The following is a 20,923-nucleotide window of genomic DNA, read 5'->3' on the forward strand; positions in this document are numbered from 1 at the left end:
TTTACTATTTAAAGGACTTCTTTACCCTTTTTAGATAGTGAGGCGATTGAATGGTGGTAGACCATTTAGTTAATCCTTCTATAGTTCCTATATCTATATTTCGGTCAACAAAAACTTGGATCATACGTTCCCGCCAAATTCTAAGTTGTTTAGGAACATCATTGTCATCAGATGTAACTAAATTATACAACTCCTTTGGATCTTTTTTTAGATTAAATAATTGTTCATTACCTGTGCGAGGAAACCATATGTATTTCATCTTGCCATCTGTTAAGTATTGCATTTCTTGTTCAGGTGAATAACACTCAGTATGCTCACCATGGATATACTCACGTTCAATTTCTCCCCCTCTTATAGCAGGTAATAAATTGAGTCCTTCTACAGTATCAGGTATGTATAAATGACATGTTGATAAAATAGTAGGCATTATGTCCTGCAATAAAACAGGCTGAGTCACTCTAGGCACATGGTTCTCTTTTGCATTGGATGGTAACTTTATTAGCAGAGGAATATGGGCTGAGCCTTCATAAGCATATGTCTTACGCCATAAGTGATGATCTCCTAACATATCACCGTGGTCCGAGGTGAAGATAATCATAGTGTTATCAAGTTGACCAGCACTTTTTAAATATCTGAATAACCTACCTAATTGATGATCGATATGATTGATATTACCATAATAGCCTGCACGGGCACGATGAGTTTCTTCGTCCTTATGTTTTCCACGCCAAGAATCTTCATCATAAAGTTCAGTACAAATGGCATTTTCTTCTGCCCATTGACCCACCCAAGGCTCAGGTAACTCCTTATTGTTATAATGGTTAAAATAATATGGAACAGCATCATAAGGTGAGTGAGGTCTTGCGAAAGATACCTTTAAGAAAAATGGTTTACTAGGATCTCTTTGATTAAGAAATTTAAGAGCTTCATTAACTGTCCAATTGGTAGGATGTAGATATTCTGGAGCATGATATGGTCTTGCCATCCAACTGTTCCAACCTATTCCATGATCTACAGCTTCATAACTACCATTTTTGTTCTCATGAAACCATTGATTATAATCGGATACAAAGTTATCATCTTCAACTCTTCCAGACTCATCAAGCACCGTGTTATGGAATCCGTTAAGAGCACGTTGAGGATAAAAATGCATTTTACCGATACCTTGAGTATGATATCCAGCTGAAGATAATTCACCAGGCAAAGTATGCTTAAATCCAACCCCCATTGGACCTTGACCAGTACCCATACCTAGAATTCCAGTACTCCAGGTACTCATCCCTGTTAATAGACAGGCTCTCGCTGGGATACAAGAGGGTGAAGGGGTATAAGCCTTTTCAAAAACCGTTCCTTGAGATGCCAGCCAATCTAAGTTAGGTGTTTCAATCTCTACATTACCATAACAACCCAAGGTATCGAAGCGTTGTTGATCAGTCATAATCAGTAGTACATTAGATGGATTCATTTTTATCATCTCCTCATGAAATATACTTAGTCATTTCCATCTATTAGTTGTTAAAGATGATTTTATTATATCAAAATTTTACAAATTATAAAATGTCTACTGGTACTATATTGTATGTGGTAATATTTTCTAATTAAGAACTGTATTGATGTATTGGGTTTAAAAGTGATACAATATAGTACAAGATTTCAATGGATTAATAAAATGTTATAGTGGGTGAATAGAATGTTTGAATACCAAAACACTAATACCGACATATATTATTTTGAGAGTGGGGAACAAGTATGTATACCTTCACATGATTATGGACCAGCCGTAAGAGATTATTTTCTCATCCATTATATTATCAAAGGTAAAGGTATATTTAGGACAAAAGATAGGGAGTACGAACTTCAAAGTAAACAAGGATTTATCATACATCCTAATAAAGTCACTTATTATAAAGCTGATAGAAAAGATCCATGGCATTATATTTGGGTTGGATTCAATGGAAAGCGTGCAAAAGAATATTTAAAATTAGCTAATTTATCTGAGAAAAATCCGATATTTACATATGACTTAGATGATGAGGTATTAACTACAACTATCAGAAAGATGACAAGACTAGGTATACAATTAAGAGATAATGATTTTGAATTAATGGCTCATCTATACATGTATTTATCAATGTTAGCTGATAATAATTGCCACCACCTAAAAGTTGATAAATTATCGAACAAAGATAAATATTTACAGCAGTCTTTTAAATATGTACAAGCTAATTACTGGCATGACTTAACGGTTGAAGATCTTTCAAATCATCTCAATCTTAATCGAAGTTACTTATATACCATATTCAAAGAAGAGTTGAACCTATCACCTCAACAATATATTATTAACTTTAGAATAAATAAAGCAGTAGAGTTATTGAACAATCAGGAATTAACTATAGCAGAAGTTGCTAGATCGGTAGGTTATCAAGATCAATTTATCTTTTCAAAGACCTTTAAGAAGCAAAAGGGATTATCACCAAAAATTTATCGATTAAAGAAAATAGAAAAACACTAAAACGTAAGAGTATCTATTAAAAGTGTTGAGATAAAAAATAAGCTATTAAAGAAGAGGGATATTATGTTTCATATAAAGTCTATACGAACAAAGCTTATTCTTGGATGTATTATTTTGAGTATTGTCCCAATCATTATCGTAACTACAGTTCTCTATAATATATCAGGCAGAATAATACATGAAAACACAGCTGAGGCTATTTTACTCAATTTAGACAGCTATGCAGAAGAGATTGACGACATTTTTATGAGTTTATATTATGATACTGTTGAGATGGCTTTCGATAAGCAGTTACGCAGTATGATTAAAGAAGATGATTCTATGGGTATATCTAACTATTTAAGAGATTATCTACGGAATCATGCTTACATTGATTCTATTTATTTTTTTGATAATGCCAATAATGATGTTATTACCTCGGATGAAAATAAACAAATAGTGAAAGTTGAAAATATACAAAATATTGACAAGCGTTATGACAAGAAAAATGGCAGTTATCTTATTAATGTCATTGAACGATTTGATTATTTATCCAATAAAAACTATTTCACTATTGAAAAAGCGCTGTATGATAGCGAGGGGGGAGAACTTCTAGGATATATTCAAGTTAATGTAGATGAAAGAACCCTTTATTATGATCTACTAAACGATATGATTCGTTTAAATAATGGTGATGTTCTCATGATCAATTCTGATAAAGTTATTGTTAGTTCAAAGAGGCAAGAAGATATTGGGGACATACTTTCCAAAGAAAATGATATCGATTTTATTACCACATCTAAGGGGTATTCTTTAGAAGAAGTAAAAGAGGAATCCATATTAAAGGTATATTCCGTTAGTAAAGTAACAAAATATAAGCTAATTTACTATATACCTGAGGCTGAAATCATCCAAGATGTTAAAAAAATTAATTATATCGCTCTATACAGTATTGGCATATCCGTCATTCTTATTGTAGCCTTATGGTATTTTTATACTGCAGATCTTTACACGCCTATAGCGCAACTAAAGGATCAGATGTTAAAAGTTGGTGAAGGTGATTTTGATATTTACCTTGAACATGATCGAGAAGATGAGATGGGGATATTGATCAACGGTTTTAATGACATGATCGCTAAAGTTAATTACCTGTTCAATGAGGTATTCCGAACAAAGTATCAGAAAAAAGAAGCAGAGTTAAAAGCGCTACAGTCTCAAATAACACCTCACTTTCTGTATAATACATTGAACTCTATACGCTGTGTAGCCATACTTCATGAGGACAATGCCGTCAGCCAAATGTTAGAATCATTAATTGACTTATTGCGTGCAACTGCTGGAAATAAGAATGTATTTATTCGACTAGAACAAGAATTATCCCAGGTAGAAGATTATGTTGATATTATTCGTTTTAGATATAATGATGCTTTTAAGGTGATTTATGATATTGAACCAGAGGCTTATCCCTTAGATGTGCCAAAACTCATTATTCAGCCTTTGGTAGAAAACAGCATCCAACATGGGTTAGATTTAAGAAGTAATGAAGGAGAAATTTACATTAAAGCATCTAAGGATGGAAATAATTTAGTAATAAAGGTCATTGATAATGGGAGAGGTATATCCGAAGAAGAAATTCATGCTATACAAAATAATGAAGAAGACAAGTCAAAGAACTTAAGTGGTATTGGTGTCTATAACGTGGACGAACGCATCAAGCTTTATTATGGGGATGAGTATGGCTTGGCTTATCAAGCACATGAAGGTGGAGGAACAGAAGCAATTATTACTTTGCCATCAACGGTTAAAAGGGGGGAAGTAAGTAATGATAAAGGTACTTATCGTAGATGATGATTTTCCAGTAAGAATGTTATTTAAGCAAATTATAGATTGGAATGAAGAAGGATTTGAAATTGTTGGAGAAGCTATCGATGGAGAAGAAGCCGTTAATAAGGTAGCAGAGCTGAAACCAGATCTCATTATTCTAGATATTGAAATGCCAAAGATGAATGGCGTTGAAGTGATTAAGGAGATAAATGCCAGGGGCTATAAAGGTAAAATTATTGTAATTAGCTGTCACGATGATTTTAAGTATGTTAAAGAGGCTTTAAAGCTAGGGGCTACTGATTATCTTCTTAAGAACAATGTCAACAAAGATAAGTTAAAAGATGTTATCCATATTATTAAAAGAGATTTAGTCCAAGAGAAGCAGAATAAAATAGAATACAGTACCATGAAGAGATGGGCAAATAAAGGCTTACACATCATGAAGCAAGAATACCTTAAGAATCTTCTTTTAGGTGTTAATATACTTGAAGAAGATATTCAGGTAAATATAGAAAAACTGAAATTAAACATTAGTGAGACAAACAACATGATTATAGCAATAGAAATTGATCGTTATACGAAGCAAGTAACCAAAATTGGTTCTCAGAAAGATTATGAATTGTTTAACTTCACTATCCGAAACATCATTGAAGAAATTCTCAGTGAATCCATGAATGGTGAATTAATTAATTTAAAGCAGCGTTTTTATGTCATTTTGAATATTGAAGAATGGGTAAGTGAGAGTAAATTAAGAGAGACGGTCTATGGGTTAGTTAAGCGTGTAAAAGATAGCTTATCAAAATACTTGGATATTTGCACAACGATTATGATTTTTGATCAATCCTGCAGCTTAAAAGATGCTCAAGCAGTCTACAAACAATTAAAAAATGCTTTGAAGATAAAATTTTATGAAGGCAATAATAGGATTTATTACTTCAGTCAAACAAAGCCGATTAAGAATTACCAATTGAATTTTGATAAACAGAAAGATATTCAAATGCAAGAGTATATTAAAAACAACCAAAAAAATGAGTTAGATCAATTATTGAAAGAAGACTTTCAGTATATTAGAAAAAATTATATAGATCCAGATAAAGTATATACTTACTTCTCAGAAATTTATTTATCTCTAGAAAAAGTTTGTAAACGAAATAAGATTGCCATGGAGCAGTTTGTACAGATTCAAGATAACTACTACGACACTATTCGCAGTATGGAAACATTTGATGAAATTGAAAAAACGGTATTAACCATACATGATAAGATTTTTGACAGTCTCAAAAATAACATTGAAAGTTCCAACGAAACAGTGAAACAAATTGTCAAATATATGACTCGACACTACATGGATGATATATCCCTCTTGTCTGCTTCTGAGTATGTTGATATGAATATGACCTATGTCAGTCATCTCTTTAAACAAGAAATGGGAGAAAGCTTCACAGAATATTTAAAGGGAATAAGAATTCATCGAGCTAAATATTTGATTGATACAACAGATAAACGTATTAATGAAATAGCTGATTTAGTAGGCATTCCAAACAAAAAGTATTTTGCCAAACTGTTCAAGGAAAAGGTTGGAGAAAGTCCATCCAAATATAAGAAGCTAAAAAATTTGTCCTAATACAAAAATTTTATACCTTAAAAAAAAGATGATACTCCTCCATAATAAGATTATAAGAAAACGAGAGTAACCGGTTACGTTTCTTTTATCCATCAATTAAGATTTTTTTAATGTAGGATATCTAATCCTTCAAAAGGAATTATTCTTTCTACATTAGTATTAGAAAATGTTTTAAAGGGTGTTTCACTACAAAAGATTAGAAGTATTAAGGAGCTTGCTTAAGTTAAGGTATTTAGTTTTTATTAATTGAGGGAGGTTTATTTTCATGAGAAGATTAATGGCGATTATGTTAGCGTTAGTATTAGTTGTAGGTGCTTTTACAGGTTGTACAGAAGCAGATGACGGTGTAATTGATATTGGAGTATCAATCGCAAACTTTGATGATACATTCTTAATGTACATGAAAGATGGTATGGATGCATATGCAAAAGAACTCGGTGCAGAAGTTAGAGTTGAGTATGTAGATGCTAAAGAAGATATGGCAAAACAAATGGATCAAGTTGAAAACTTTATCGTACAAGGTATGGATGCTATTGTTATCGTACCAGTTGATACAAGTGCAACTGAGCCAATGACAGAATTAGCTGTTGAAGAAAATGTACCTATGGTATATGTAAATAGAAATCCTGGTAACTTACCTGATGGTATTTACTATGTAGGTTCTGAAGAAATCGTTGCAGGTCAACTTCAAATGGAATTCTTAGCTGAGCAACTTGGCGGAGAAGGCGACATAGCGATTTTAATGGGTAAACTTGATAACGAGGGTGCTCTTAAGAGAACTGAAGGTGTTGAAGAAATTGCTGCTGGCTATGATGGAATCAATATCGTTGACAAACAAACTGGTAACTGGCAAAGAGCAGAAGGTATGACAGTTACAGAAGACTGGTTAAACCGTTTTGGTGAAGAAATCAAAGCTATTGCAAGTAATAATGATGATATGGCATTAGGAGCTATTCAGGCATTAAAAGATGCTGGTAGAGAAGATGTTATGGTTATTGGTGTAGATGCTACACCTGATGGATTAGCGGCTCTTGAAGCTGGTGATTTATCAGCAACTGTATTCCAAGATGCAAGTGGTCAAGGTGCAGGTGCTATTGAAACAGCTTACAAAACTGCTCAAGGAGAAACTGTAGATCAAGAAGTATGGATTCCATTCCAATTAGTTACTCCTGAGAACTTAAGTGATTTTAAATAGGATAGTATAAATTTATAGTGGGGTGATTTTTCACCCCACATTCAAAGAGAAGATTAAACCTGGAGGTGAAACAATGAGTGAATACATTTTGGAGATGCAGAATATTTCAAAAGTATTTCCAGGAGTCAAAGCTTTAGATAAAGTACAATTACAGTTACGTCCCGGTAAAGTCCACGCTTTAATGGGTGAAAACGGAGCTGGAAAATCAACCTTAATGAAATGTCTAATAGGTATTCACCCACCAACAGAGGGGCAAATTATTTATAAAGGCGAAGTTGTTACTATGCCAGATACAAATACAGCCCTTAACATGGGTATATCTATGATTCATCAAGAGTTAAGCCCTATTTTACACCGTAGTGTTATGGAAAACATTTGGCTGGGTAGAGAACCTAAAATGGGTGGATTCCTGGTTGATCACAAGAAAATGTATGATATGACAAAAGAGTTACTTGAAGATTTGGAATTAGAACTTGACCCAAAAGAAAAGATGGTTAATTTAACAGTCGCAAAAATGCAAATGATAGAAATCGCAAAAGCAGTATCCTATAATTCAGAAGTTGTTATTATGGATGAACCAACATCCGCCCTTACAGATCGCGAAGTAGATCACTTGTTCAGAATAATCAAAAGATTAAGACAAAACGGAACAGCAATTATTTATATTTCTCATAAAATGGACGAAATCTTCCAGATATCTGATGATATAACGATACTTAGGGATGGACAATATATTTCTACGCATTTAGCTGAAGATTTAGATACCAATAAATTAATCTCATTGATGGTTGGCCGTGAATTGAATGAAATGTTCCCCAAAATTGATTGTGAAATTGGTGAAGAGAAAATCAGAGTGGATAATCTCACAGTTGAAGGGGTATTCAATGACGTCAGTTTTAATGTAAGAAAAGGTGAGATTCTAGGTATAGCTGGCTTAGTTGGTGCTGGACGTACGGAAGTTATTGAAACCATATTTGGAATGCGTAAGAAAACATCAGGAAGTATTTATATTGATGACAAGGAAGTACAAATAGATTCACCAGAAGATGCTATTGCACACAAAATAGCACTCTTAACTGAAGATAGAAGACATACTGGGGTATTCCCAATGCTATCTGTTAAAGACAATACTAGCATCGCTAATATGAAAAATTATGTTAATAAATTTGGGTTTTTGAACCATAAAAAAATCAAAGAAGATTGTGAAGAGTATAAAAAAGCAATACGTGTTAAGACGCCAAGCTTAGAACAAGCCATTCAAAATCTAAGTGGTGGTAATCAACAAAAGGTACTCGTTGCTAGATGGCTTTTAACAAATCCAGAAATTCTCATCCTTGATGAGCCTACAAGAGGTATTGATGTAGGAGCGAAGTCAGAGATCCATAGTCTAATTACCAGCTTAGCAAATGAGGGTAGAACCATTATAATGATTAGTTCAGAATTGCCAGAAGTACTAGGTATGAGCGATAGAGTTGTCGTTATGCACGAAGGTAGAGTAACGGGTATCATTGATCGTACTGAAGCTAATCAAGAAGTCGTTATGAAGTATGCCACAAATAGTATGAATAAGGTTTCATAAAGGAGGTTTAAACATGGCACAGGTTGCGACAACAAATTCAAATAAAAATAGCGAATATAAAAGACTGTTAAGTAAATACGGAATCGTTTTAGTATTTATTTTCATGGTTATATTAATGAGTATATTATCGCCATCCTTCTTAAGTTATCGAAACTTAATGAACGTGGTAAGACAAATTTCAGTAATTGGTATTATCTCATTAGGGGTAACACTTGTCATAATATCAAAGGGTATTGACCTTTCATCAGGCTCAGTTTTAGCATTAGCAGCTGTAATAGCTGCCAGTTTCGGTCAAACAGCTGATTGGGCAGCAAAAATGTATCCCAATATACCAGAATTACCAGTGATCATCCCAGTGTTAACAGCTCTTCTAGTTGGTGCACTTTGTGGTACGATTAACGGTACTTTTATTGCCAAAACAGGTATACCACCATTTATTGCAACTTTAGGTATGATGGTATCTGCAAGAGGTTTAGCACTTCTTTATTCAGATGGACGACCAGTGAGTTCATTAACAGATAGCTATAAATGGTTTGGCCAAGGTTATGTATTAGAAATGGGTAGTTTTAAAGGAATACCAGTACCAGTTATTATTTATATCATTATGATAGTAATCACATGGGTGATGCTTACTCAAACTCGTTTTGGTAAGAACATATACGCCATTGGTGGTAATGTTCATGCCGCAGAAGTATCCGGTATTAATGTTAAGAAAAACTTAATAGCAATCTATGCTTACGCAGGATTATTAGCTGGTTTAGCTGGATTACTTATGTCAGCTCGTATTGATACAGGTCAACCAGGTATGGGTGTTAGCTATGAGTTAGATGCAATCGCAGCTACAACAATCGGTGGAACTAGTCACTCAGGCGGCATTGGTACAATATGGGGTTGTGTAGTCGGTGCATTAATCCTTGGTGTACTAAACAATGGTCTTAATTTACTTGGTGTATCCGCATACTGGCAACAGATTATTAAAGGTGCGATTATAGTAGGTGCTGTAGTAATTGATATGCGTAAAAATAACAAAAAGCATTAATCTTCTAGGGGGAAAGTACCCTTAACCCTTTCCCCCTAGGATTTTATAAATGTATATAAAAATATAGAAAAATGAAAAAGAAAATTTTTTTAAATAAAAATATTGTTAAATAAATAACATAAAATAATAATAATTCAGAAATAAGGAGGAACTCCATATGAAAAAGATCAAAGTAGGTGCTGTAGGCTTAGGGAGATTGGGATATCGACATGCTGAAAATCTAGCATTTAAGATACCAAACGCTGAATTAATAGCATTATGTGATATGAACCAAGAGAAATTAAACGAAACTGTAAACGCGTGGAATATTCCTTTTGGATATACAGATTTTGATGAAATGATAAAAAATGAAGAACTTGAGGCGATTGTAATAACATCACCTTCTGCATTGCATACGACTCAAATTGCTAAGGCCTTAGATGCTGGCTTACATGTATTCTCTGAAAAACCATTAGGTACAAATGTTGAAGAGTGTAAAATTGCAGAAGAAGCAGTTGAAAGACATCCAGAACTTGTGTTCATGCTTGGTTTCATGAGAAGATATGACCCTTCTTATGCATATGCAAGAGAAAAAATTAAGAATGGTGAAATTGGTAAACCTGTATTATTCAGAGGTTATAGCCAAGATCCAGAAAGCTGCATCGATGGTGCAATAGCTTATTGTGGTCATAGTGGTGGTCAGTTTATCGACATGGCAGTACATGATATCGATTTAGCATGTTGGATGCTTGAGTCAGAGCCAAAATCCATCTTTGCTATTGGTGGATGTTATGCTCATCCAGAGTTTGGAGAGCACAAAGATGGTGATAATGTATCAGCATTAATGCACTTTAAGAATGAAACAATGGTATTCTTATTAGCAGGCCGTACAGCTCCTCATGGCTACAATGTTGAAACTGAGATCATTGGAACTAAAGGTACTCTTCGTATCGCAAGTGTACCTCAAAAGAATCTAGTTGAAATTCTTGATGAGCATGGTGTTAGAAAAGAATGTTCACAAGATTTCTTAGAAAGATTTGAAGATGCATACGTTGAAGAAGTATTAGAATTTATTGATTGTATCGTTAATAATAGAAAACCAGAAGTTACAGTTTATGATGGTACAAAGACAACTGAAATTGCATATAGATGCAAGGAAGCATTTGAAACAAATGAATTAATTAGAATGTAATACTTGTAAAGCTTATAAGGGAAATCGTATTAGAGCAATCCATCATCTATCAAAAGTCTCCTCGCTCACGATTTCCTTTACTTTTACTTTGTGGCTATTAAGTTGATGGTATACACTGCAGTTGAGGTGGTAAAATGACTATTAGAGATATTGCAAAGCAATGTAATGTATCTGTAGCAACAGTTTCTAGGGTATTAAATAATGATCCCAAAGGTGTTGGTCAACATACAAGGGAAAAAGTATTGAAAGTTATAGAAGCAACTAATTACAAGCCAAATGCTGTGGCGAGAACCTTAGCGACTAAAAGAGCAAGGACAATAGGTTTAATACTCCCTGATGTATCAAATCCATTTAATTCAATGATGGCCAAGGGAGTTGAGGAAGAAGCCAGTAAGTATGGTTATAATACAATACTTTGTGATAGTAATAATGAAAAAGAGAAGGAAAATGCTTATTTAAGAATACTTAGTGAGAATTATGTAGCAGGGCTTATTTATAATAATTTTAAAAGCACAGATCTAAGTGGATTACAAGATTTTATAGGGCAATCCATTCCTTATATTTTAATTGATCATGATATTGAGACTCATGAAGGAGCTAGTGTTATCAAAATTGATAATGCTAAAGCCATGTACGATCTTACACGTTTTGTACTATCAAAGGGGCATAAGAAAATAGCCGCAGTGACTGGATATGAAGACAGCTATTCATCTTCTCAAAGACTAATTGGTTTTAAAAGGGCTATGAATGATGTAGGAGTAGATGTCAATGCAGAATTGATCTTTACTGGTGACTTCAGATTGAAGACAGGATATGAACTTTGTGGTTGCATATTAGAAAAGGCGAAAGTTACTGCCATAATTTGTTTTAATGATGTGATGGCATTAGGTGTATTACAAAAATTGAAGGAGAATGGTCTAAAAGTTCCTGAGGATATATCCGTTACTGGATTTGATAATATCGAATTTGCTGATTTTATTGACCCCCCCTTAACAACAGTGAGTCAGCCTATTTATGATATGGGGAGAAGAGCGGCCTATCAATTGATTCAAAAACTTGAAGGTCAGAATAAGGATATTTATAAGCAAGAATTCCAACATCAGCTTATGATAAGGAAGTCTGTTAAAGCTATCGGATGATAGGTTTTAAGAGGTACGAATGTTGAATGCACGTCTATAATATATTGTATTTGAATGAGTGATTAGAGTATCATATATTATCGAGGTGTATGGAAAAATTTTGTTTCAGCAATCATTCCATAGAATAAAGAAGAATAGTTTAAATTTTAACGAACTTTAGCGAAAAAAATATCTTATAAGATTCTTGTAATTGCTATTGACAGAGCTAATAAAATTAAGTAGAATTAGATTAGGAAAACGTTAAACCTATTTGATGGATGAGGAAGATTTTATGGCAGTTACTATAAAAGATATTGCACAAAAAGCAAATGTATCTATTACTACTGTATCAAGAGTTTTGAATAATAAGAGTAAAGGTGTTGGCGAAGAAACAAGAAAAAAAATATTAGATATTGTAGAAGAATACAATTATGTACCCAATGCTGTTGCCAAAGGATTAGTAACTAAAAAGACGAATATCCTTGGACTTATTATTCCTGACATCACAAACCCTTATTATCCTGAGATTGCAAAGGGGGTAGAGGATACAGCTAATGAATACGGATATAACATTATTTTGTGTGGTACAAATAATCAACTTGAAAAAGAGAATAATTATATACGTATTTTAAAGGAGCACTATGTGGCTGGTATCATCTACAACAGTTCCTATAGTATTAATGAAACAACCATGAAGCAATTAGCAACTACGAATGTTCCTTTTGTACTAGTAGAAAACGATGCTGATCGCAAAGATATCATGCGGGTTTATACTGATGGCGAAGTGGGTATGGAGAAGCTAATTAGTTACTTGGTTGAAATGGCACACAAACACATAGCTTATATTTCGGGTCCTAAGGACAGTTATACTGCTGCCAAACGTTTAAAGGGTTATAGAGAAGCTTTAATGCACCATGGCATTGAGGTGGAAGAACATCTTATCAAATATGGTCAACCTACACGCAGCAATGGTTACGATTTAACGAAGGAACTTTTAAGATCCAAAGCTAAATTCACTGCCATAGCATGCTTCAATGATTTAATGGCTGTAGGTGCCTTGCAGAAACTTCGACATAAGGGGATTCAAGTACCTTTAGATGTTTCAGTTACTGGCTACGATAACGTATATGTAACAAAAATTACAACGCCAAAGATTACAACAGTTGAACAGCCTGCTTATGATATGGGATGTGAAGCTGCTAGAATGTTAATAGAAAAAATAGAAAACAACAAGATTCCAAACAGTCCTATTAAGTTTGAACCAAAGCTTAAAATAAGGGAGTCCGTTAGGAAAATTTAAGGAGGTACAAAATGAATAACTTGAAATTTCCAGAGAATAGGGAGTTAGACTTTGTTGCTATTGGACGTCTAGGTGTAGACTTGAATGCCAATGAAATTCATCGCCCAATGGAAGAGACACTTACTTTTACAAAATATCTTGGAGGATCACCAGCCAACATAACAGTGGCTATGTCAAGATTAGGTATGAAGAGTGGATTCATCGGTCGTGTAGCAGATGATCAGTTTGGTCGCTTCATCACTAATTACTTAGTAGAAAATGATATTGACACATCAAGTATTGTTGTTGATAACTCAGGAGCTAAAACAGGTCTTGCATTTACAGAAATTAAATCTCCAACAGATTGTAGTATCCTTATGTATCGTTCAGATGCAGTTGATTTAAGAGTAGAAGTAGGCGATGTAAAAGAAGAGTACATCAAAAACGCGAAAGTATTACTTATTTCTGGTACAGCATTAGCAGCAAGTCCATCAAGAGAAGCAGTTTTTGCAGCATTAGAATTAGCTAGAAAGCATAATACAGTAGTATTCTTTGATATTGACTACCGTCCATATACTTGGAAATCAGTAGAAGAAACTGCCATTTACTATAGTTTAGCAGCAGAAAAATGTGATGTGATCATCGGTACAAGAGAAGAGTTTGATATGCTAGAAATGATTTCAAACCCAGGTAACAAGGATGATGCCGTTACGGCTAAGAAATGGTTTGATTACAACGCTAAATTAGTAGTTATCAAGCATGGTAAAGATGGATCATTTGCTTATACAAAAGAAGGCGATAAAGTTGAAGGTGCGGTATTCCCTGTAACACCAGTTAAGACTTTTGGTGCTGGCGACTCTTATGCAGGTGGATTCATTTACGGTTTACTTCAAGGATATAGCCCAGCAAAATCAATGGAAATTGGAGCAGCTTCAGCAGCTATCGTTGTATCCAGTCATAGTTGTTCAGATGCAATGCCATCTATCGAGCAAATTGAGCAATTCATCGTAGATTACGAGGGATAAATTTTTTTAAACTAGAGAAAACGTTAAACTTTTATCAATACTTTTTGGGGGTAACCAGAAGCATTTGATATAAGAGAAAACGCTAAACATAAATTACTGATCCACTATTTTAATTGAAATGTATAACTAGATCGTTAAAAAATATAAAAAATCAGTGAAAATAAGAAAACGTTAAACTTTAAGGGAGGTAACTTAAATGGATGCAAAACAACAAGTAGCAGATTTAATGGCGAGAGCTAGAAAAGCTCAAGAAGTAGCAGAAGGCTATAGCCAAGAAAGAGTAGATACATTAGTAAAAGCAGTAGCTTGGGAAATAGTTAAAGAAGAAAATGCTAAGAAAATTGCTACATTAGCAATTGAAGAATCTCGTTTAGGTAACTATGATGGCAAATATGCGAAGCTTATGAAAAAAGTTCGTGGTGCTTTAAGAGATATGAAAGATGCTAAAACTGTAGGTGTAATTGAAAGAGATGAAGCAAAAGGTCTTATTAAAGTAGCAAAACCAGTTGGTGTTATCGGTGCATTAGTTCCATGTACAAACCCAGAAGCAACACCTGTTATTAAAGCTATGAACGCTTTAAAAGGTAGAAACGCTATTGTTTTTGCACCACATCCAAGAACAAAGAAAACAAATTCCTTAATCGTTGAGATTATGAGAAATACACTTAAAAAATACGATGCTCCAGAAGATTTAATCGTAACAATCGATGAACCTTCATTAGATTTAAGCAATGAATTAATGAGTCAATGTGACCTTGTTGTTGCAACAGGTGGCTCAGGTATGGTAAAAGCAGCTTATTCTTCAGGAACACCAGCCTACGGTGTAGGTGCAGGTAATGCTGTAGTTATTGTTGATGAAACAGCTGATATCAAAGATGCTGCTCACAAAATCATGTTAAGTAAAACATTTGACTATGCAACTAGCTGTTCAGCAGAAAACTCATTAGTAGTTGTTGAAGAAGTTTATGATGAATTAATCAAGAACTTAGAAGCAGAAGGCGGTTACTTAGTTAATGCTGAAGAAAAAGTTAAATTAACAGCTGCTATGTGGGAAGATGGTCATTTATCAAGACATATCGTTGCACAACCTGCAGGTAGGATTGCTGAATTAGCAGGCATTGAATTATCACTTGGTGAGAAGTTCATTATGGTTGAAGAAGATGGCGTAGGTCCAGATCATCCTTATTCAGGTGAGAAAATGTCTGTTGTAGTTGCTATTCATAAAGTTAAAGACTTCGGAGAAGCTGTAGATAAAGTAAATGAGATCACTGGTTATCAAGGTGCTGGTCATTCATGTGGTATCCACACAACTAATGAAGATCGTGTAATCGAAGTAGGAAATAGAATCAAGGTTAGTCGCGTTATGGTTCGTCAACCACAATGTTATGCTAATAGTGGTAACTGGGATAATGGTATGCCATTTACATTAACTTTAGGTTGCGGTACTTGGGGTGGTAATATTTCTTCTGAGAATATCACATACAAGCATTTCATTAATGTAACTTGGGTATCCACTCCTATAGAACCTGTTATTCCTTCTGATGAAGAATTATTTGGCGATGTCATGAATGACTAATCGTAAAAACGTCAAATTATTAATTTCAATATTACAACTGGGGGAAAGAACATGTTAGTAAATATGAAAGAGATGTTAAGTTTAGCTGCTAAAAGTGATAAAGCAGTACCAGGTTTTAATGTATTTGGCTATGAAGATGCAAAAATGGTTATTGAAGCAGCTGAGGAAATTAATGCACCTGTTATTCTTATGACGAACAAAGATGCAGTTGAGCATATGAATGTTAAATATTATGCAGCACTATTTAGTGCAATGGGAAAAGATGCTAAGGTTCCAGTATGTATTCACTTAGATCATGCTAAGAACCTTGAGATTATTGAAGAAGCTATTGAGGGTGGTTATACATCTGTTATGTATGATGGATCTCAACTTCCTTTTGAAGAGAATATGGCTAATACAGTTAAAGCCGTAGAGATGGCTAAGAAGCATGATGTATCTGTAGAAGCTGAAATTGGTTCCGTCGGTTACAGTGATCCAAATATTAAGGCAAAAGCAGTATACACTGAACCAAGTGAAGCAAAAGAATTTGCTGAGACAACTGGTGTTGATGCATTAGCAGTAGCAGTTGGTACATTACATCGTATGCAAGTTCAGAATGCAGAAGTACAATATGATCGTTTAGCTGAAATTGAAGAGTTAACATCTGTACCTCTTGTTATACATGGTTCTACAGGATTAAAAGATGAAGACTTAGCCAAAATTGCTAAGACAAACGTGGGTAAAGTTAACATCGGTACTGCATTACGTATGGTTTTTGGTCATACAATGCGAGATGAGATAAATAATAATCCAGATGAATTTGATAGATTAAAATTCTTTAAAGAACCAATGAAAGAAGTAAAAAAAGTTATCCTTAATAAATATGCCATTCTTGGTTATAAATAAACTATTATAGCAAAAGTTTGGCGTATCAATAGATTTAATAGTTGACCCCGACATCTAGTACCTCTCGTGTGCTAGCATGTCAAAGCAAAAGAGCTTCTTTAGTTCCCTTTCCTACCACACACTAAAGAAGCTCACTCCTAAAGAACCAATGAGGTAATTAACGAGGAGGAATTAATCGATTATGATCGTAAAACAAACACAACCATTTGAATATGGTTATAACAGTATCTCAGAAATTAATGGTAAGAACTCTAGTATGTTAATGGACTTTGGAATCATTCGCTTCAAGGATGGTATGGTTTATGAAAATGAAGCAGACAAAGAAAGAACATTCTTATTAATCCAAGGTAAAGTAACATTAAAATGGGAAGACAAAGAGGAAGTTATCGAAAGAAATTCATGCTTTGATGAAAACCCATGGTGCTTACATGTACCAAGAGATGTGAAAGTAACTATCGAAGGTCTTAGTGAAGCTGAAGTAGCTTATCAAGCTGTTTATAATGATAATGCCTTCGTGAGTAAATTATATACGAATAAAGAACTTAGAAGTGAGCAGTTTGGTGCTGGAACTCTAGGGGAGACAGCAACTAGAACCGTTCGTACAGTAATTGATGACAGCATTGCTCCGTACTCTAATTTAGTTATTGGGGAGGTAATTAACCATCCAGGTAAATGGTCCAGTTACCCACCACATCATCACCCACAACCAGAAATTTATTATTATCGCTTTACACCAGAAATGGGATTCGGCTATAGCGAACATGGTGATGAAGTATTCAAAGTAAGACATAATGATACAGCTTTAATTGAAGGTGGTAATACACATTCACAAACAGCAGCACCAGGTTATGCAATGTATTATTTATGGCTTATTCCACATTTAAAAGATGCACGTTTCAATGACCGTATTTTTGTTGATGAGCATAAATGGTTACTCGATAAAGATGCTGTAATATGGCCAAATAAGTAGAACATGAGAATCTAATAACCGTTTTAGGTAATTGTATAAATCAAAAGGAGGGTAATAAAGCATGAAAACCTTAAGAATGACAACAGCTCAGGCGCTTGTTAAATTTTTAAATGCCCAATATGTTGAATTTGATGGTAAGCAAGAAAAATTTGTTCATGGGGTTTTTACCATCTTTGGACATGGTAATGTTGTTGGTTTAGGTCAAGCTTTAGAAGAAGACCCAGGACACTTAATTGTCCACCAAGGAAGAAATGAGCAAGGTATGGCTCATGCTGCTATGGGTTTTGCTAAGCAACATCATCGTAAAAAGATCTATGCTTGCACATCATCTGTAGGACCAGGCGCAGCTAACATGGTTACAGCAGCTGCAACAGCTTCAGCTAATAGAATTCCAGTTCTATTCTTACCTGGCGATACATTTGCAACAAGACAACCTGATCCTGTTCTTCAGCAAATTGAACAGTTCCACGACTTAACCCTTACTACTAACGATGCTTTTAGAGCTGTTAGCAAGTACTGGGATAGAGTAAGTCGTCCTGAGCAATTAATGACTGCTATGATTAACGCTATGCGCGTACTCACAAATCCTGCTGATACAGGTGCTGTTACAATAGCGTTACCTCAAGATGTTCAAGGGGAAGCCTATGATTATCCTGAGTATTTCTTTGAGAAAAGAGTTCATAGAATTGAAAGAAATGTACCAACAGAAGCTATGCTAAAAGATGCTGTAGAGTTAATTAAATCTAAGAAGAAGCCAATGCTTATTTGCGGTGGTGGCGTAAGATATTCAGAAGCTGCAGATAGTTTAAGAGCTTTTGCAGAGAAATTCAACATTCCTTTTGGTGAAACTCAAGCAGGAAAATCAGCAATTCCATACGCTCATCCAATGAATATGGGTGGTGTTGGCACTACTGGTTGTTTAGCAGCTAACCTTATTGCAAAAGAAGCAGATTTAGTTATTGGTGTTGGAACGAGATTCACAGATTTTACAACAGCGTCTAAGTGGATTTTTGCAAACCCAGAAGTGAAGTTTTTAAATATAAATGTGGCAGATTTTGATGCTATGAAGTTAGATGCAACAAAAGTTGTTGCTGATGCTAAAGCAACATTGGATATGTTAAGTGATGCTTTAGAAGGCTATCAATCAGGTTACACTGATGAAATAAAAGATGCTAAAGACAAATGGAATAATGAGTTACATCGTTTATTCCACATTGAATATACAGGTGAAGGTTTTGTTCCAGAAGTAGCTGGTCACTTAGACCATGTTCTAGAAGAAGTAGCTAAATTAACAGGAACAAGCTTAACACAAACAAGAGCTCTTGGTATCCTAGATGAGAACTTACCAGAAGATGGTATTATCGTAGGTGCGTCAGGTTCTTTACCAGGCGATTTACAACGAGTTTGGTGTCCTAAGAAGCCAAATACTTACCACATGGAATATGGTTATTCCTGTATGGGATATGAAGTTAATGCCGCATTAGGTGTAAAACTTGCTGAACCTGATAAAGAAGTTTATGCAATGGTAGGTGATGGTTCTTATATGATGCTTCATTCAGAACTTGTTACATCTATTCAAGAAGGCAAAAAGATCAATGTAGTATTATTCGATAATATGGCATTTGGCTGTATCAATAATCTTCAAATGGGTAACGGCATGGGATCATTCGGTACTGAGATGAGAAGTCGTACAGAATCAGGCCTTAACGGTAACTTGGTTCAAATGGATTTCGCAAAGAGTGCTGAAGGTTATGGTTGTAAAACTTATAAAGTTACAAATGAAGATGAACTTATTGCTGCAATTGCTGATGCTAAAAAGCAAACAGTTTCAACTTTAATCGATGTAAAAGTATTACCTAAGACAATGACAGAAGGATATGAGGCTTGGTGGAGAGTTGGAATAGCTGAAGTATCATCTAAAGAAAGTGTTGTTGCTGCGGCAGATGCTCAAAAAGTTGAAAGAAAGAACGCTAGACAATACTAAAATAGCTTCGATAAGGAATTAATGTCCGAGAATCAAGAAAATAATTTTATATATACTAGCCTTTGTGGCTATACAGATTAAGCAATAAGATGAAGCGATAATAAATTTCATGAATTAGTTTCCTTGCTCATTTGCTAGAGCTTGGGGGTTCTATGAACCAATAGCTCTAGCATGAGCTAAAAAAAATATAATTTTTGTTAATAGATTAACAAATACCTAGAGATATAGGAGGAGAAGACATGTTTGACAAAAACAAAGTTAAATTAGGAATTGCTCCAATTGCTTGGACAAATGATGATCTACCAGAGTTAGGTGGAGAAAACACATTCGAACAATGTGTGAGTGAAATGGCTTTATCAGGTTTTACAGGTAGTGAAGTAGGTAACAAATACCCTAAAGATCCAGCTGTTCTTAAAAAAGCTTTAGACTTAAGAGGAATTCAAATTTGTAATGCATGGTTCTCAACTTTATTTACTTCAGAGCCAGAAGAAGTAACGTACAAGAACTTTATTGAGCATAGAGATTTCTTACATGCCATGGGTGCTAAAATGATTGGTTGCTCTGAGCAAGGTAACAGTATCCAAGGAACTACTAAATCAGTATTTGCTGAAAAACCAGTATACACTGATGAAGAGTGGGAGAAAGTTACTAAAGGTATGAATAGATTAGCTGAACTAGCAGCTGAAAAAGGAATGAAAGTTTCATTCCACCATCATATGGGTACAGGTATTCAAACACCTGAGGAAATTGATAAATTCATGGAAATGACAAATGATGACGTATACTTATTATTCGATTCAGGTCACTTAGTATATTCAGAAGGTAACGTAGAAGCTGCATACGATGTTTTAAGAAAACATGTTGATCGTGTAGCACACGTTCATTTAAAAGATATCCGTAAAGATATTGTAGATCAAGTTAAAGTAGAAGGCTTAAGCTTCTTAGAAGGTGTTAAAATGGGTGCATTCACAATTCCTGGCGATGGATTAATTGACTTTGAACCTATCTTTGAGATCTTATCAAAAGCTAACTACGAAGGATGGATGGTTGTAGAAGCTGAGCAAGATCCAGCTATTGCAAACCCATTTGAATATGCAGTAATGGCTAGAAAATACATTGCAGAGAAGACTGGTCTTTAAAAAATAATTTAAAGTGGATAGATT

Annotated in this window: 16 protein-coding genes; 15 read left to right on the plus strand and 1 reads right to left on the minus strand. The window is 34.5% G+C overall.

Going from position 1 to position 20,923, the window contains the following annotated elements:
• Positions 1 to 4: 4 nt before the first annotated feature.
• A complete protein-coding gene (locus tag C1Y58_RS23050) occupies positions 5 to 1,465 on the minus strand; it encodes an arylsulfatase (protein WP_105619250.1) in 1,461 nt (486 codons plus the stop codon).
• A gap of 225 nt (positions 1,466 to 1,690) precedes the next feature.
• Between C1Y58_RS23050 and C1Y58_RS23055 the strand changes: the two genes are divergently transcribed.
• From C1Y58_RS23055 to iolE, 15 genes are all read left to right on the plus strand, one after another.
• On the plus strand, positions 1,691 to 2,512 hold the full coding sequence (locus C1Y58_RS23055) for an AraC family transcriptional regulator (RefSeq protein WP_105619252.1): 822 nt from the start codon (positions 1,691 to 1,693) through the stop codon (positions 2,510 to 2,512).
• 63 nt (positions 2,513 to 2,575) lie between these two features.
• The gene (locus C1Y58_RS23060; protein WP_105619253.1) at positions 2,576 to 4,339 is read left to right on the plus strand and encodes a sensor histidine kinase; all 1,764 of its coding nucleotides are present in this window, start codon (positions 2,576 to 2,578) and stop codon (positions 4,337 to 4,339) included.
• Positions 4,314 to 5,939: a response regulator transcription factor gene (locus C1Y58_RS23065; protein WP_105619255.1), complete on the plus strand. Its 1,626-nt coding sequence runs from the start codon at positions 4,314 to 4,316 to the stop codon at positions 5,937 to 5,939. The genes C1Y58_RS23060 and C1Y58_RS23065 overlap by 26 nt, the downstream gene beginning before the upstream one ends.
• Positions 5,940 to 6,204: 265 nt before the next feature.
• Positions 6,205 to 7,134 (plus strand): sugar ABC transporter substrate-binding protein, encoded by a 930-nt coding sequence (locus tag C1Y58_RS23070; protein ID WP_105619257.1) that lies wholly within the window; start codon positions 6,205 to 6,207, stop codon positions 7,132 to 7,134.
• Between the two features lie 73 nt (positions 7,135 to 7,207).
• Positions 7,208 to 8,713 (plus strand): sugar ABC transporter ATP-binding protein, encoded by a 1,506-nt coding sequence (locus tag C1Y58_RS23075; protein WP_105619259.1) that lies wholly within the window; start codon positions 7,208 to 7,210, stop codon positions 8,711 to 8,713.
• 13 nt (positions 8,714 to 8,726) lie between these two features.
• Complete coding sequence (locus C1Y58_RS23080) at positions 8,727 to 9,752, plus strand: ABC transporter permease (RefSeq protein WP_105619261.1); 1,026 nt, start codon at positions 8,727 to 8,729, stop codon at positions 9,750 to 9,752.
• Positions 9,753 to 9,909: 157 nt separating this feature from the next.
• Positions 9,910 to 10,923, plus strand: coding sequence for an inositol 2-dehydrogenase (gene iolG / locus C1Y58_RS23085; protein WP_105619263.1), 1,014 nt, complete (start codon positions 9,910 to 9,912; stop codon positions 10,921 to 10,923).
• A 134-nt stretch (positions 10,924 to 11,057) separates the two neighbouring features.
• Entirely contained in the window at positions 11,058 to 12,062 is a 1,005-nt protein-coding gene (locus C1Y58_RS23090; RefSeq protein WP_105619264.1) for a LacI family DNA-binding transcriptional regulator, read from the plus strand.
• A gap of 271 nt (positions 12,063 to 12,333) precedes the next feature.
• Positions 12,334 to 13,341: a LacI family DNA-binding transcriptional regulator gene (locus C1Y58_RS23095; RefSeq protein ID WP_170311676.1), complete on the plus strand. Its 1,008-nt coding sequence runs from the start codon at positions 12,334 to 12,336 to the stop codon at positions 13,339 to 13,341.
• A gap of 11 nt (positions 13,342 to 13,352) precedes the next feature.
• Complete coding sequence (iolC, locus tag C1Y58_RS23100; RefSeq protein ID WP_105619268.1) at positions 13,353 to 14,345, plus strand: 5-dehydro-2-deoxygluconokinase; 993 nt, start codon at positions 13,353 to 13,355, stop codon at positions 14,343 to 14,345.
• 196 nt (positions 14,346 to 14,541) lie between these two features.
• Positions 14,542 to 15,921: an acylating sulfoacetaldehyde dehydrogenase gene (sauS, locus tag C1Y58_RS23105; protein ID WP_105619270.1), complete on the plus strand. Its 1,380-nt coding sequence runs from the start codon at positions 14,542 to 14,544 to the stop codon at positions 15,919 to 15,921.
• A 51-nt stretch (positions 15,922 to 15,972) separates the two neighbouring features.
• Positions 15,973 to 16,806 carry a class II fructose-bisphosphate aldolase gene (locus tag C1Y58_RS23110; protein WP_105619272.1) on the plus strand — a complete coding sequence of 278 codons (834 nt, stop codon included), beginning with the start codon at positions 15,973 to 15,975 and terminating at the stop codon, positions 16,804 to 16,806.
• Positions 16,807 to 16,987: 181 nt separating this feature from the next.
• Positions 16,988 to 17,776: a 5-deoxy-glucuronate isomerase gene (locus C1Y58_RS23115; protein ID WP_105619274.1), complete on the plus strand. Its 789-nt coding sequence runs from the start codon at positions 16,988 to 16,990 to the stop codon at positions 17,774 to 17,776.
• Positions 17,777 to 17,837: 61 nt separating this feature from the next.
• Positions 17,838 to 19,760 carry a 3D-(3,5/4)-trihydroxycyclohexane-1,2-dione acylhydrolase (decyclizing) gene (gene iolD / locus C1Y58_RS23120; protein WP_105619276.1) on the plus strand — a complete coding sequence of 641 codons (1,923 nt, stop codon included), beginning with the start codon at positions 17,838 to 17,840 and terminating at the stop codon, positions 19,758 to 19,760.
• A 239-nt stretch (positions 19,761 to 19,999) separates the two neighbouring features.
• Positions 20,000 to 20,899: a myo-inosose-2 dehydratase gene (iolE, locus tag C1Y58_RS23125; RefSeq protein ID WP_105619278.1), complete on the plus strand. Its 900-nt coding sequence runs from the start codon at positions 20,000 to 20,002 to the stop codon at positions 20,897 to 20,899.
• The last annotated feature ends 24 nt before the right edge of the window (positions 20,900 to 20,923 follow it).

Source organism: Vallitalea okinawensis, from assembly GCF_002964605.1.
GTDB classification, from domain to species: domain Bacteria; phylum Bacillota; class Clostridia; order Lachnospirales; family PQDH01; genus Vallitalea_A; species Vallitalea_A okinawensis.

Coding starts and splice junctions, on each gene's coding strand:
- C1Y58_RS23050 (WP_105619250.1), bottom strand. CDS start 1,465: ATGAATCCATCTAATGTACTACTGATTATGACTGATCAACAACGCTTC.
- C1Y58_RS23055 (WP_105619252.1), top strand. CDS start 1,691: ATGTTTGAATACCAAAACACTAATACCGACATATATTATTTTGAGAGT.
- C1Y58_RS23060 (WP_105619253.1), top strand. CDS start 2,576: ATGTTTCATATAAAGTCTATACGAACAAAGCTTATTCTTGGATGTATT.
- C1Y58_RS23065 (WP_105619255.1), top strand. CDS start 4,314: ATGATAAAGGTACTTATCGTAGATGATGATTTTCCAGTAAGAATGTTA.
- C1Y58_RS23070 (WP_105619257.1), top strand. CDS start 6,205: ATGAGAAGATTAATGGCGATTATGTTAGCGTTAGTATTAGTTGTAGGT.
- C1Y58_RS23075 (WP_105619259.1), top strand. CDS start 7,208: ATGAGTGAATACATTTTGGAGATGCAGAATATTTCAAAAGTATTTCCA.
- C1Y58_RS23080 (WP_105619261.1), top strand. CDS start 8,727: ATGGCACAGGTTGCGACAACAAATTCAAATAAAAATAGCGAATATAAA.
- iolG (WP_105619263.1), top strand. CDS start 9,910: ATGAAAAAGATCAAAGTAGGTGCTGTAGGCTTAGGGAGATTGGGATAT.
- C1Y58_RS23090 (WP_105619264.1), top strand. CDS start 11,058: ATGACTATTAGAGATATTGCAAAGCAATGTAATGTATCTGTAGCAACA.
- C1Y58_RS23095 (WP_170311676.1), top strand. CDS start 12,334: ATGGCAGTTACTATAAAAGATATTGCACAAAAAGCAAATGTATCTATT.
- iolC (WP_105619268.1), top strand. CDS start 13,353: ATGAATAACTTGAAATTTCCAGAGAATAGGGAGTTAGACTTTGTTGCT.
- sauS (WP_105619270.1), top strand. CDS start 14,542: ATGGATGCAAAACAACAAGTAGCAGATTTAATGGCGAGAGCTAGAAAA.
- C1Y58_RS23110 (WP_105619272.1), top strand. CDS start 15,973: ATGTTAGTAAATATGAAAGAGATGTTAAGTTTAGCTGCTAAAAGTGAT.
- C1Y58_RS23115 (WP_105619274.1), top strand. CDS start 16,988: ATGATCGTAAAACAAACACAACCATTTGAATATGGTTATAACAGTATC.
- iolD (WP_105619276.1), top strand. CDS start 17,838: ATGAAAACCTTAAGAATGACAACAGCTCAGGCGCTTGTTAAATTTTTA.
- iolE (WP_105619278.1), top strand. CDS start 20,000: ATGTTTGACAAAAACAAAGTTAAATTAGGAATTGCTCCAATTGCTTGG.